General features: G+C 50.1%; 13 protein-coding genes and 2 pseudogenes. 5 read left to right on the forward strand and 10 right to left on the reverse strand.

Translation table 11 applies throughout. The features are described from left to right. Position 1 precedes the first annotated feature (1 nt). A complete protein-coding gene (locus JNO11_RS13740; protein ID WP_033778704.1) occupies positions 2 to 997 on the reverse strand; it encodes a retron St85 family effector protein in 996 nt (331 codons plus the stop codon). A 710-nt stretch (positions 998 to 1,707) separates the two neighbouring features. Beyond that, on the reverse strand, positions 1,708 to 1,896 hold the full coding sequence (locus JNO11_RS13745; RefSeq protein ID WP_321166637.1) for an ogr/Delta-like zinc finger family protein: 189 nt from the start codon (positions 1,894 to 1,896) through the stop codon (positions 1,708 to 1,710). A 386-nt stretch (positions 1,897 to 2,282) separates the two neighbouring features. Between JNO11_RS13745 and JNO11_RS13750 the strand changes: the two genes are divergently transcribed. Beyond that, entirely contained in the window at positions 2,283 to 2,597 is a 315-nt protein-coding gene (locus tag JNO11_RS13750) for a hypothetical protein (protein ID WP_033778703.1), read from the forward strand. 83 nt (positions 2,598 to 2,680) lie between these two features. Here the strand turns inward: JNO11_RS13750 and JNO11_RS13755 are convergent, their stop codons facing one another. Next, positions 2,681 to 3,388: a DUF4225 domain-containing protein gene (locus tag JNO11_RS13755; protein ID WP_325177425.1), complete on the reverse strand. Its 708-nt coding sequence runs from the start codon at positions 3,386 to 3,388 to the stop codon at positions 2,681 to 2,683. An 82-nt stretch (positions 3,389 to 3,470) separates the two neighbouring features. On the opposite strand from JNO11_RS13755, the gene JNO11_RS13760 reads away from it, so the two are divergent. Further along, positions 3,471 to 3,953, forward strand: coding sequence for a type VI secretion system tube protein Hcp (locus JNO11_RS13760; RefSeq protein WP_033778701.1), 483 nt, complete (start codon positions 3,471 to 3,473; stop codon positions 3,951 to 3,953). Positions 3,954 to 4,264: 311 nt separating this feature from the next. Here the strand turns inward: JNO11_RS13760 and JNO11_RS13765 are convergent, their stop codons facing one another. After that, complete coding sequence (locus JNO11_RS13765; RefSeq protein WP_033778700.1) at positions 4,265 to 5,134, reverse strand: AraC family transcriptional regulator; 870 nt, start codon at positions 5,132 to 5,134, stop codon at positions 4,265 to 4,267. 179 nt (positions 5,135 to 5,313) lie between these two features. On the opposite strand from JNO11_RS13765, the gene JNO11_RS13770 reads away from it, so the two are divergent. After that, positions 5,314 to 6,213, forward strand: a complete 900-nt coding sequence (locus JNO11_RS13770; protein ID WP_033772868.1) for an EamA family transporter — start codon at positions 5,314 to 5,316, stop codon at positions 6,211 to 6,213. Positions 6,214 to 6,249: 36 nt separating this feature from the next. On the opposite strand, the gene JNO11_RS13775 is transcribed toward JNO11_RS13770, so the two are convergent. Then, positions 6,250 to 6,483 carry a hypothetical protein gene (locus tag JNO11_RS13775; protein WP_010257893.1) on the reverse strand — a complete coding sequence of 78 codons (234 nt, stop codon included), beginning with the start codon at positions 6,481 to 6,483 and terminating at the stop codon, positions 6,250 to 6,252. Positions 6,484 to 6,768: 285 nt separating this feature from the next. Here JNO11_RS13775 and JNO11_RS13780 point away from each other — a divergent pair. Next, positions 6,769 to 7,996, forward strand: a pseudogene (locus tag JNO11_RS13780) (OFA family MFS transporter). A 38-nt stretch (positions 7,997 to 8,034) separates the two neighbouring features. Here the strand turns inward: JNO11_RS13780 and JNO11_RS13785 are convergent. From JNO11_RS13785 to JNO11_RS13805, 5 genes and pseudogenes are all read right to left on the reverse strand, one after another. Continuing rightward, positions 8,035 to 8,910, reverse strand: coding sequence for an SMP-30/gluconolactonase/LRE family protein (locus tag JNO11_RS13785; RefSeq protein ID WP_022624175.1), 876 nt, complete (start codon positions 8,908 to 8,910; stop codon positions 8,035 to 8,037). Positions 8,911 to 9,422: 512 nt separating this feature from the next. Next, positions 9,423 to 9,704 (reverse strand): lipoprotein, encoded by a 282-nt coding sequence (locus JNO11_RS13790; RefSeq protein ID WP_033758553.1) that lies wholly within the window; start codon positions 9,702 to 9,704, stop codon positions 9,423 to 9,425. 274 nt (positions 9,705 to 9,978) lie between these two features. After that, positions 9,979 to 10,787, reverse strand: a pseudogene (locus tag JNO11_RS13795) (hypothetical protein). A gap of 9 nt (positions 10,788 to 10,796) precedes the next feature. Then, positions 10,797 to 11,249 carry a universal stress protein gene (locus JNO11_RS13800; RefSeq protein WP_033769738.1) on the reverse strand — a complete coding sequence of 151 codons (453 nt, stop codon included), beginning with the start codon at positions 11,247 to 11,249 and terminating at the stop codon, positions 10,797 to 10,799. A gap of 7 nt (positions 11,250 to 11,256) precedes the next feature. Next, positions 11,257 to 12,042 carry an IclR family transcriptional regulator gene (locus JNO11_RS13805; protein ID WP_010257875.1) on the reverse strand — a complete coding sequence of 262 codons (786 nt, stop codon included), beginning with the start codon at positions 12,040 to 12,042 and terminating at the stop codon, positions 11,257 to 11,259. 149 nt (positions 12,043 to 12,191) lie between these two features. Between JNO11_RS13805 and JNO11_RS13810 the strand changes: the two genes are divergently transcribed. After that, entirely contained in the window at positions 12,192 to 13,790 is a 1,599-nt protein-coding gene (locus JNO11_RS13810) for an MFS transporter (protein ID WP_033778697.1), read from the forward strand. Position 13,791: the final 1 nt, after the last annotated feature.

Consider the following 13,791-nt stretch of genomic DNA (forward strand, 5'->3'; position numbering starts at 1 on the left):
ATTAACCTCCTCTTCGCTTACTTATTTGCGTCAAAACATTTCGGCGTTTCTTTGCAGTTTCATCCATAGACTCATCACCAAATTTTATATAAGACTGTATTATTGACATTCTCATATTAGGTGAATCTTTAATCCTCCCCTGTTTAGTACGCCCAAATCGAATTTTACTAAGCTTGCTATCAATCACAAAGTAATATCTAGATCCACTATACTCTATTGAATCTATTAATTTTAAAACCTCAAGTAAATAAAGAGACTTTGATATTTTAGGCAGTGACTCATCAATTTCCAAACAAGATAAAACCCATTCTATTTCGGTTATTTTAATTGGCTCAGAAAGAAGTATCACTTCTAATATTAGAGCAGCAATATGGCCTGAATTAGTTTTCGAGAATTTTTCTGTTTTTTGCACAGCTTCAAGTTTAGTTATCACATCGCTAGCGACATGTTCTATTTCTGAATATCTTAGACTTTGACTATCTGGCCAAGGATATACACTAACAGAATCAGCAGAAGCTCGCCTGAGGCTTTCTAAGGGACCTAAATAAATAAATGAGGATCTTGGCGGAATTTCTTTTTCTTCATCCCCAGCTAATTCTTCCGCAGGTACAAAAACCAGCAATCTATGAGCTATAGATGATTTATTGACAAACATACCCAATTCAACTAAAGATCCAGCACTTTCAAGAAAGATAACAATCAAGGTGGATATATTTGCAATATCCTCCTCAAACTGCATCAAATCAGAATAAGCTCCGCTTTTGAAATAGTCCTTAAAAGCTTCCGCCATAACTAATGATTTTGATATTTTAGGATTATGTTCTGCAAAATACCTAAATACTCTTTCTCTTAAACTTGCTCCTATCTGTACAGTAGGCCCTCCGCAAACAAATACGACTGGTGGGATATACTGAACCGTAAAATTGGCAATAGATAATTCACCCCACTCGGCTAAGAGGGTATCTAAATAACCTGAATCGTAAGAAGAGTCACTCAATGAAAACACTCCATGTAAAAAAAACAAGGCGGCTAAGCCACCTTGTTTTCTCTTTACCTAGAGGATGCGCTAAATGCTTTTGGTGCGCTCCTAAGCTTGCGCAGGATCGTGCCAAAAGTATTTAGCGCAACCCAATCACACGCAATAAGTTAGAGTCTGGCGAAACGCCCGACAAGGATAAACCGTTTGGTATCCTTCGCGTAAAGAGTACCAGCATGATATCAAATCATTTTTATAGTACAAGCTCTGAAGCTAATATAATCCTAGAACCCACCAAAACGGCGCTACAGCGCAAGCGCACCCGCCTGCGGTTTCCGTATCATGAAATTATTTCAGTTTCGCTTTTCTACAAAACACCATCTCCGCCCGCAGCAGCAGAGGGTTTACTACTCAGACCCCTAACTGAAGTCATTGAAAGGAATTTCACTCTTTTTCAGTTTCGCTACACCTTAAAGTCATCAAACTTTCATTCAACTTATTGATACTTAATGTAATTCTATTTTTACGTGACCAAAGAAATCAATCTCAGTCAAAATTATTGAAATATAATCCATTGATATTTAATGACTTTATCAGAAAGACTATTGAAATTTTTTCATCCAAAAAGTAAGCCGAATGCTCACGTTCTGCCCGACATAGTAGTTAACCCTTAATCTCTTCCTATCTAAGTAACTCAATCACCTGTTTACGCTCATCCTGCCCAAGCGCGTTTAGCAGCTCCCTACCATTCCATCTCCAGCTAACGAACTGGGAGTAATAGTATGTAAAAACGAGATCTTCATTACAAAGGTGTGCCTACATTCCAGATAGGTGCACTTGCAATAAACATCCGACAGCTGAGGATGCTTTCTGTTGGTTTTGCGTATCGTTGCGTTTGCCAGGCAAACCGGGCAAGTCATTTAGTCACAGCTCACTACTTCAGATCAAAAGCAGTATGATTTGAATAATAACTATTCAGTTTTTGTCTTTAGCAGAATTACTTATAGACTGTGGCGGTGAACCTCAATTATTCTATATTCTTAAATCCGTGTTAGAGGCAATGATCTTACAAACGAATAAGTCAGACTCCTGTTGTATGAGAAAATTAAAACCAGGTTTTTCATTTAAAAAAAACGCCTGAAAACTGAATTAAACCATGGGGGATTGAAATATAGGCTAATGAAAAAACCAATACCGAATACTCTAAAATTCATATCTAGCTTATTGAAAGATAATGTAATTTTCTCTGGCAACCACCAGTCCACATGAGTTATGATCGGTCTAAACTTACAGCTCTGGTGACCATATGAACGTTTTTGAAATTGAAAGAAGACTTGCTGAAAGCGGTTTCAATGCGAAAGATATTGCTGCTTTAAGAATGCAAGCCGAAAAAAGTGGAACAACTTACCCAGCTTTACTTAAAGAGCTTAGCCTACGCTTTATTGCTTCAATGCTCCTTGTAATCATTCTTGCTGTGGTTTGGATATACACGTTTATATATAAGGATAGCCTCGCTATTACCTCATACTCAATCACAATGCTAATCATAGCTCCAATTTTTTACATTTTTACACCGATGAAGTTAGGCTACAAATCATTCCGATATACAAGAAAAAACTGACTTATTTTTTATTATCGTATATCGATTTAAGAGCGGAATAGTCGTTATATATTTCAACCCCTAATTCAAAACGGCTCATATCTTTAATACCCCGAACAAAATCGGAGTTTATGTAGTAAAAAAAGACGAAAAGTTTCGGGTTTTCTAATCAGCCTAAACATGCCGTAAGCAGAGAGAGCAAGATCCATACTGCTGTAAGCAATTTCACCTGTTTTTTGATCGAACCCTAAAAACTTAGCTGCTCCAATATAGCCGTCCTTTAAGAAACCCTGGGCGTCATTTTTTCCTGTAATAACATTCATCACGCTCTCCTGGACCCCATTCACACCATGAAGTGTGAGCATTGCACCAAACCCAACCCCTATTATATTTCCGGTTGCAGCTGAAGCGGCCATGACTCCAAACCCAGCCACTACCTGTAATCCACTCAGAACTACACCTACACCATTGATAACATATCCCCAAATATCACCTTGCTGAACAAACTGTACTGAAGCATGCAATGCCGCCTGACCTGTCCGCAGAAGTTGATCTTGTTTCATGAGATTACGATGTTCTTCTTTCAGATTTTGTATACATCGCTGGCATTCATCATCGCTGGCACCTGATCGAATAGTATCCATTTGAGCGTTAATGAAAATCTTCACTTCGTCCTGAAACTGAACCCTGTTGTAGCCATCATACAAGTGAATTAAAGAGAGGTGGCTTGACGTACTAAGTAGCTGATTAGCCTCAGCATTAGCCATTGTCAGAAAGTAATCCTTAAATCGGTCTGGTTTCCAGTAGTCCATGACTGTACCTTTATGTCACTATACGTATCATTAAGGTTATTTAATCAGATTCCTCTTCTCAGGGAAAGCAAAAGGACCAGCTATGAGTACAGATCTCTTCTTAAAAATCGATGGCATTACAGGCGAATCTCAGGACAGTAATCATAAAGGCTGCATCAGCATTGAATCATTCACCTGGGGTGCAAGCCAGCCAGGGAACATGACGGTTGGTGGGGGCGGTGGCGCAGGAAAAGTTCAGTATCGTGATCTCACTGTTCAGGCGCTTATAGACAAAGCTACTCCAGCAATAATGCGTTACGTCTCCAACGGCAAGCATATTGGCAAGGTGGAGCTTTCGGTATGTAAGGCAGGAGGGAGCCAAATCGAGTATTGCCGCATTACGCTTGAAGACGTTCTTATCACCAATGTGATTTTCAATGGCACTACAAATCGTGATCTGATCGGAGTTTCATATCAGTTTCAGGCATCAAAAGTTAAAACACAGTATTGGGAACAGTCAGCGAGTGGCGGCAAAGGCGCGGAAACTCAGTCAGGGTGGGATATTAAAGGTAACAAAGAACAGTAATGTCTCAAGAACACTGGATGTTTTAGCACGATCTGAAGCTTATTATTTATTTAGGGTGTCAATTAAAACTGGCACCTTCGTGTTTTATTAAGCCGTAATAATTTCTCTCAAATTATGAGAGTTAATCCAATCATACAGTCTTAAACACACTTATGAAGCATTAAGATAAATAACGACTCACATATTAAGCCAGAATTCGCATAAATTATGTTCATCAGAAAAAGAAACTTGCAGAATAGTTAAACGGTAATCCAAAGGTAGATCCTCAATGTGGCTTAATACCAGTATCTATAGAGGCAATTTCAGAAATTTCAGCGACTCCCCCGACGACACGCCGAGGGCGTCATACCATAAACCTGCCGGAAACGATGGCTGAAGTGGGCTGAAGAGTGGTAACCACACTGAAGGGCAATATCGGTCAGCGTAAGATCGGGCCGCTCAAGCAACATCCTTGCACGATCCATACGACGGCGCATCACGAACTGGTGTGGTGCCTCGCCAGTGGTGTGACGGAACATTCTGGCAAAGTGAAACTCACTCAATGCCGCTTCCTGCGCCAGCACAGACAGGGTTAAAGGCTGATCGAGATGGGTTTCAATAAATTCCAGAACCCGCCGTAATACAGCGGGAGCCAGTCCACCCCGTACCTGGGGCAGTTGCCACTTAACTTCGCTGTAGTGCTGCAGCAGATGGGTCAGCAAGAGTGTTGATGCGCTGCTCAGCGTCAGCTGGCTGGCGGGCTGTTGCCAGTCGCTGCTCAGCAGAAAGTGTCGATAGAGCTGGGTAATGCGGTCATCAACAGAGAAGATTTTCTCATGCAGGTTTAACTGCGCCGGACTGCGGTCCCAGACCCGTTCGGCCAGTTGCCGCAGCTGGTTCTCGCTGCAATAGAGATGAACAAAGGCGAGATCGGCACGCAGATCCCAGGTTGATTCCGTGCCTGCCGGCATCAGACAGAAGCGGTCCGGTGCGCCACCGTTACGCCAGCCATTCGGGGTTTTATGCCAGGTATCGTAGCCGCCCGCCACGTAAAGGCTCAGCGTGTGATGATCGCTGAGGTTTGTCACGCGATCGCCACTATTAAACCAGGCTGCCAGCTGAATGCCGCTGTGAAGCTGCACCTGATCGCGCAGTTGTGCTTTGTGTCGTTGCAGCATGTCAAAGGTCTGGAAGCGACTCATCGGGGTATCAGTTCAGATAAACAGAGTGCCAGTTTACGGATTGCGCGGGACAGAAAACAGAGCACATCGGGACAGAGAGTAAAAATGCGCAAGATTTTGCAAACCCTGCGCAATCCGCTGCAAGACCAGGGAGCGTTGCGGGTGCAGACTCGGCGTTTTTTTCGGTGGAGAATCTGGTAATGAACCTGTTTTTGTATCTCTCAGTCGTGCTGATCTGGGGCACGACCTGGATTGCGATTTATGCGCAACAGTCTGCAGGCATCAGCGCCGTAACCGTCGCTGTCTTCTGGCGTTTTTTGCTGGCCTCACTGGTCATGTTATTGCTGCTAAAGCTGATAAAGCGTCTGCACAGGCTGACGCTGCAGGATCACCTTTTCTGTGTGCTGCAGGGCTGTTGCGTTTTTGGCTTTAACTTTGTCTGCTTCTATTACGCCTCTGGCTATATCAGCAGCGGACTGGAGTCGGTCATTTTCTCTATGGCTGTGATGTATAACGCCATTAACAGCTGGATATTTTTCCGTCAGCGCCCTTCCGCACGTCTGATTCCAGCGATAGTGCTCGGCATGGCGGGTATTGTTGCGTTGTTCTGGCACGATCTGCGCAGCACTCAGGCCTCGGCCGGCTTGATGTGGGGCATTGGGTTAAGTGCGCTGGGCACCCTGGGATTTTCATTCGGCAATATGATCAGTCAGCGGCATCAGCGTCTGCAACGTGACGTGCTGACAACCAACAGTTACGGCATGTTATACGGTGCGCTGATCATGGCACTGGTCTCGCTGCTGCAGGGTGTTTCGCTGCAGCCGACATGGAATACACAGTGGTTTGGGGCATTGATCTATCTGGCTATCGTGGGATCGGTGATGGGATTCGGGGCCTATTTTACGCTGGTGGGACGTATCGGAGCCAGTCGGGCTGCCTATACAACGGTGCTGTTTCCGCTGGTGGCGCTGGCACTCTCTACCCGTTATGAAGGATATGAGTGGCATGCCAGCGCCATCCCTGGCCTTGTCATGATTTTACTGGGCAATATCGTGATGTTTGCCCGTTGGCCGGCAAGTCGTCGCCGGATAATCATCTGACGCGGAGGCGGGCTGAGGCCCGCGTCCGGATGGGCGTTATGCCCACTGCTGCTGAAGGAGTTTCTGTGGTTTATTGATCGCTTTACGCGCAATCCAGTAGAGCAGAACACGCTCATCGTCACTATCACGATCGGCCATCGACAGCAGTTTTAATGCCAGCGTCGATTTGGTCACAGGCTGTTGTTCTGTACTGAGTTCAATCACCGCCTGACCGATGATGCAGCAAACTTCATCCTCACTGGTGCTGGATTCATATGTCCGGTCTTTCATATTTCCTCCTGATAAGTGAACTCTTAGCCTGGCAAATAATCTGAAAACCTGCTCACAGAATCATCTTAATGAAACATTATCTTACGGCTAATTACGCTTACTTATTAAGTTGCCGCTTTGCTTACTTTTGACGCGACGTTGCCAACCCCCTCCGATGCCATTCATACCGTCGGAATGGCATTTCATTCCCCGATCCGTTCCGTTCATGCCTTTACTGCTCACGCGCGCGAATCACTGCTTTATTCTGACCGCAGTTTCCAGATTCCCGGACGGGAGAGATAAATTATGAACCAGACTCAACAGGCTTCTTACCAGCGTGCTCGCTGGCTTACATTGTTCGGAACGGTAATCACTCAGTTCGCACTGGGGTCAGTCTACACATGGAGTTTGTTCAACGGCCAGCTGTCACAGAAGCTGGATGCGACGGTCAGTCAGGTCGCTTTTTCGTTTGGTCTGCTGAGTCTGGGGCTGGCTATTGCCTCCTCGCTGGCCGGTAAATTACAGGAACGTTTTGGCGTACGCCGCGTCACTATCGGGGCGGGTGTGCTGATGGCGCTGGGTTTCTGGCTTACCGCGCATGCTAATAACCTGATGATGCTCTATTTCAGCGCCGGGCTGCTGGTGGGCCTGGCCGATGGTGCAGGTTACCTGATGACGCTCTCAAACTGCGTGAAGTGGTTTCCGGAGCGCAAAGGGATGATCTCTGCCTGTGCGATTGGCGCTTACGGTCTTGGCAGTCTGGGATTCAAATTTATCTGCGGGGCGTTGCTGGCAACGGTGGGTCTGGAGCAGACCTTTATGATCTGGGGCGTGCTCGCGATGTCGATGATTATCCTCGGTGCACTGCTGATGCGTGATGCCCCCCCTTCAGGATACCGGGAGCAGCACGAATGGTCAGCAACATGCGCGGGATTACACACTGGCACAGTCGGTGCGTCTGCCTCAGTACTGGATGCTGGCGCTGATGTTCCTGACAGCCTGCATGAGCGGTCTCTATGTGATAGGCGTTGCCAAAGATATCGGCGAAGGGCTGGTGCATCTGACTACGCAGACCGCTGCCAGTGCGGTAACGGTGATTGCGATTGCCAACCTGAGTGGCCGTCTGGTGCTGGGCATACTGTCTGACAAAATGATGCGCATCCGGGTTATTTCACTGGCGCAAATCGTGTCGCTGATCGGGATGAGCGTGCTGCTGTTTACCCGAATGAATGAGATCACCTTCTTCCTGTCACTCGCCTGTGTAGCCTTCAGCTTTGGCGGTACCATCACGGTATTCCCGTCGCTGGTCAGTGACTTTTTCGGCCTCAACAACCTGACAAAAAACTATGGTCTGCTCTATCTCGGATTTGGTATCGGTAGTGTGCTGGGCTCACTGGTCGCCTCGCTGTTTGGCGGGTTCACCGTCACCTTCAGCCTGATTATGACGCTGCTGGTCATCTCCCTGTTCCTGTCACTCACCATCCGCTTACCACAGAGTTCTGTTACAGCAACACCTGTATTGCAACGTCATTAACCATCACGACGGGCCGCGCCAGAGCGGCCCGTTCACGTTTAGCCGCGGAATCGCGGCTCTGCCATGCCCGCCACCGAGACGTCCACCGCAAAGATATCGCCTGACTGCGGATAGCGTGCCAGCTCCTCTTCGGTGCGATCTTCCCGTGAACTGGTAATAAACAGCGTTTTAAGATCGGCGCCACCAAAGGCCACCATGGTTGGCCACTTCACCGGCAGCAGGATCTCATCGACGATTTCGCTGCTCTGGGGATCGATGCGTACTACGCGTCCGCCATCAAACTGTGCGGACCAGTAAAATCCTTCGCTATCCACTGCGGCACCATCCGGCAATCCACCTTTCGCGTCGAAACGGCGGAACAGGGTGCGTTCGCCCGGTTCGCCCTGCGCATTTAATGGATAGCGATAAAGCGCTTCATTCGGCGTGTCACTGTGATACATCCAGCGCCGGTCGGGAGAGAAGGCCAGCCCGTTGGAAATTTTAATGTCACGCGCTTTGACCTCCAGCTTCAGGTCAGGCGTCACGCGGCACAGCAGCCCGCCATTTTTGTCCTGCGGTTCCCACAGGCTGCCGCACCAGAAATTCCCCCAGGGATCAACGCGGCCATCATTAAATCGGCTTTGCGCAGCCTCACCGGGATTTTCTGCGATCTTTTTCTCTGGCTTACCCTGCGCATCCAGCAGCCAGACACCGCCACGCAATGCAGCTATCAGACCGCCCTGCTCACGCAGACCGATGCATCCCACCTCTTCCGCCTGCGGGAAGGTTTGCAGTTCACCGCTGACCGGATCAAAACGGTGAATGGCGGGTGCCAGAATATCGACACAGTACAGCACCTGTTCTTCCACTGACCAGAGCGGGCATTCGCCCAGTTCAGCCTGTAAAGCCAGAATATTTTTAACGTCATGCGCCATGTTTCTCTCCCATTGAACTGACATGCTAATAATGTAGTTGTAAAAACTTTTAAATGAGAATTATTTTCGCTTGATTTTGAGACTATTCTCTTTGATAGTATTTACTATTCAGTTCATTCTTATTTCTTTATTATTATCCGCTGCAAAACGCAGCACTCTGAAATATCCCGTCATACCTTCTTAAATAACTCTACAAAGCCTGCATCTTCACTCCACTTTTCCAGCGTAGTGTCATAGTCATTGGAAAAGAGGAGAAGCTTCCGATGAAGAGATTAATTAAAGTCGCTTCGGTGGTTGCGCTGATGACATTATTAAGTGGTTGTATCATCAGCCCCAGACACGACAATGGCTGGCACCGCGGGGGTGGCGGCGGATATCATGGAGGCTACTATGGAGGTTATCACGGTGGGTATCATGGCGGTCACCATCGCCGCTAACGGGCAAAGATGTCACACAGCATAAAATAAAAGCATTAAACTTTAAGGGCGGGATAATTATCCCGCCCGTTTTATTTAGCTTTTCACAGCATAATTACACTGGAACCACGCTTTCTGCAGTCCCGGAATATGACTCTCCTGCGCAGGTAACGCCTCGACTTTATCAAAGCCTTTATTACTGCAGTAATTCGCCAGATCAATATTCATTGCATCACGATTGACCTTTACCGGGTCAAAACGGTACTGCACGGTATTTGAGCCTGGATCTTCATCTACACGTTCAAATGCCCCGGGTTTGCTGGCAGTACATCCACTCAGCAAAATCAGCGCCAGTGCGCCGGTTATTAGTTTTTTCATTAAGTTATCCTCACGTTGCCGCGCAGTTTATGACGCAGCATGCCGCGCATCCATAGGATTAATGCGCGAAAGTTCAAAACTTGAGAAGCTTTTACCGATTAATGTAATACGATTAAACGGCTATCACTATCATGCACGGCGTGACAAGATGCATTCAGACAAAACGAAGACTGCACCACACCAGGAAATGCCAAAAATAAAAATCTGTTCCTCTCTTCCCTGCCCGCGCTTAGCGGGCTTTTTTTCGCCCGCCATTCCGCTGCTCCGCTGCCGCTTACTGGCCAGTCAGTGCAATCATTCTACGTAACAGGTTAGCAGCGCGCTTGTCAGGTAATGCCAGAATCGCGCTGTAGAGATCAATCGACATGGCACACAGCGATGAGCGATCAACCGCCGTGTCGGCAGGCATATTCAGCTGCTGCAGCTTATCCCCCCCACTGCTGATAGAGCCGGGCGACAATTTTTTGCAGATCATCCTGCGCCAGCGCCTTATCCAGTGGCTGATCGGGCAGTGGACTGTTCAGCAGCAACTGCTCCATGGCATCCGCCTCTTTGCGATTCAGCGACGGCGGCAGCGTGGTCAGCAGATTGATGCCGCCACTCACCTGCGGATAGAGATAACGGAAGCAGAGGCCCGGATCGATTTGGTTCAGCGCCCGCATCTCTTCAACTGAGACGCTGATATAATTGACCACCGCCGCGTCAGTTCCGCGCATCAGCCGCTGATTAATCACCTCAATCAGCCAGCCACGTAGCTCGCCCGTCGCCTTCTCAGCCGGCTCCCCCCGCACGGATGCGCCGGGTCAGCTCCTGGGTCAGCAACAGCCATAACGCCGGTTCCTGAGTCTGCAGCACCCGATAACCGGGCATCTTTGCCAGTTGATTTACCGCCTGCTCACGCTGACTGGCCTGCAACTGATGCGGCGCAACCCAGCTGAACCAGAGCAGATTCGCCAGTATCAGGGGCAGCAGAAAGATGATCAGCCCCTGCCACAAACGCAGCCGGGTGGTTTTGATCAGCACAATAACAATCAGCGCCAGCAGCGCAAACGCGGCCAGCGTAATAAAAAGCAGAGCATTCATGCGGCGGGATTAATCCTTACGCACATCGATCAGCACAGGACAGTGAGCGCGCTCAATAACCGATGCGCTGACCGAGCCTTTTAACAGCCGATTCAAAGAGGAGAGATGGCGACGTCCCATGATAATCATGCTGGCCTTGAGCTGTTGCGACTGGGCAACGATAGTATCTGCCGCGTCACCCGCCAGAATCATGCCCCGCGCATTAATGCCCGCGCGCAGTAACGGAGCCAGTGCATGGCGCACCACCATTTCTGCCGTATTCTGCTCATCCTGCGCGGCCACAAAATCGGCCGGATCTTCACCCGCATCGATTTCCATTGGCTGATTACAGGAGGAGTAAGCGGGATCGACGCAGCACAGCACGACCACATCGGCGCGATGCGCCAGCGCTTCTTCAATGGTTAAGGCGACCACTTTTTCCGCTACCGGAGAGTGATCAATGGCCATCAGCAGGGTTTTCATCGAATGCTTATCCTTCTATCGCGGCGACTTTGCCGATTTCACGCACCAGTGCCTCTTTACACTTCAGCATCTCGTCACGAAAACGGGCTTCGTGTCGCAGAAAACGTGCAGAGGGCACCAGCAAAGAGACAGAAAAGCGACCAAACAGCGTATCCAGCGCAAACGCCATGGTAGAGATACCTTCCAGCGTTTCACCGCGATCCACGGCGATACCGGTTTCGCGCACTTCCCTGATAAGTTGCAGCAACTGAGGCAGCGTTTTCACCGTCATATCGGTTAACTCCTGCCAGGCGTCGCCAACGATCGTCCGTACATCTTTTTCACACTCCAGCGCCAGCAACGCCCGTCCACCGGAGGTGCTGTAGAGCGGCAGATTGAGTCCCATATGCGGAACCACCCGAAGCTCACGCGACGCCACCACGTGGTGAATAATCGCCAGCTGACTGCCGCTGGCGCGCGCCAGTGAGACGGTTTCATTGGTGTCGGAAGAGAGTTTTTCCAGCAGCGGACTGACCAGATCAACCACATCGGTATGTACGCTGGAGATCAGTTTTAACAGCGCCGGCCCCAGACGCAGTCCGCCCGCCCCGCTGCTGCGCACCAGCTCTGCGCTGTCGAGCGCGGCAACAATACGCTGCACCGTTGAGCGCGGCAGTTCGACCGCCTGAGCGATCTCACCGAGGCTCATGCCGCCGGGCTGTTCGCCAAGCGCATTAAGAATTTTTGCCGCACGGGCAATGACCTGTATACCGCCCGTTTTTTCATCCTCGCGGCTGGAGGGTTGATGTGCCATAGCGTCGTCCTGTTTGAGCTGCCTTACTGTAGCGCGAATGCCGCACTTTTTACAGCCTGTACCACATTGCAATACAGTATACCGGGATGTAATATTACGACCTGTATCACATCGCAGTACACTGCATCATAATAACGAGATCGCCTGCAATGAACGCTAAGCCTGCCGCCGCGCCGGCCCCTCATCCTTTTACACTGCGACTGGCACTGGGATTAGTCGGCGTGCTCATCGCCGCCCTGACCTCCGGGCTGAATGATCGCGTCAGTGATATCGCGCTGGCCGATATCCGTGCCGCGATCGGCATCAGTTACGATCAGGGTAGCTGGATTATCTCTGGTTATCAGGCGGCAGAAGTAGCCGCCATGATGATTGCGCCCTGGTTTGCCGTCACCCTGTCGCTGCGGCGTTTTACGTTAGGCGTGTCGGCGGGATTTATGCTGACCGGCATTCTGCTGCCGCTGGTGCGGGATCCGACGCTGTTTATCAGCCTGCGCGTATTGCAGGGCCTGTTTGGCGGCGCCTTACCGCCAATGCTGATGACGGTCGCCCTGCGCTTTCTGCCGCCGCCCTTTAAACTTTTTGGCCTGGCGGGCTATGCCCTGACCGCGACGTTTGGCCCCAATATGGCGGCCTCGCTGGCCTCGTTGTGGACCGATCACGTCAGCTGGATGATGGTGTTCTGGCAGGTCGTGCCGTTGATGCTGATCGCTATGCTGCTGACAGGATGGGGATTGCCCCAGGATCCGCTGCGACCGGAACGCTTTCAGCAGATCGATCTGTTCGGCATGGTGACCGGCTGCAGTGGTGTTGCGCTGCTGATTCTGGTGCTGACCCAGGGTGAGCGCCTCGACTGGCTGAACTCGCCACTGATTACCGGTATGTTGCTCACCGCGCTGCCGCTGCTGCTGGTTTTCCTGATTAATGAGTGGTTTCACCCGCTGCCGCTGTTTAAATTGCAGATGCTCCGACGGCCAAATCTGGCGCACGGCTTGCTGGGCCTGGCCTGCGTGCTCATCCTTGGGCTTTCTGGCTCCGCGCTGCCTTCGGCCTATTTTGCTCAGGTCAGCGGCTTTCGCACCCTTGAGTTTGCCCCGCTGGCGCTGGCGGTGGGCCTGCCGCAACTGCTGATCGCACCGCTGATTGCAGCCCTGCTGAATATCCGCTGGATCGACTGCCGCTGGATGCTGACGGCGGGCGTCGGCTTGCTGGTGACCTCCTGTCTGCTGGGCACACAGATCACCAGTGACTGGGCAAGACAGAATTTCTGGCTGCTGCAGATCCTGCAGGCGTTCGGACAACCGATGATCATTTTGCCGATACTGATGAGCGCCACCAGCGTTGTGGCCCCGCCAGAAGGCCCGTTTGCCTCGGCGATGTTTAATACGGTGCGCGGCTTTTCCAGCATCGCTGCCTCTACGCTGGTTGAGGTTTTCCTTTCGCATCGTGAGCAGTTTCACTCCAGTGTGCTGATTAATCAGGCGGCCAGTCGCAGCTGGCTGATGACAGCGCCGACGGCCAGTCAGGCCAGCAGCAGCTTGCCGCTGTTGCCGGATGGCAGCATCAGCGCCGCCGATAATCTCAGCGGATTCGCCACCCTTGTCAGGCATCAGGCCACGATCCTCGGCCTGAGCGACAGCTGGCTGATGCTGACCGGCTTTGCCGCCTGCCTGTTATTGCTTACCGCCATCCTGCCAAAACGGGTGTGGCCGCCTCAAACTTTGATTCAAAACCCTTCCCGGAATAACTGAA

The organism is Pantoea sp. 1B4, from assembly GCF_016925765.1.
GTDB lineage: Bacteria > Pseudomonadota > Gammaproteobacteria > Enterobacterales > Enterobacteriaceae > Pantoea > Pantoea agglomerans.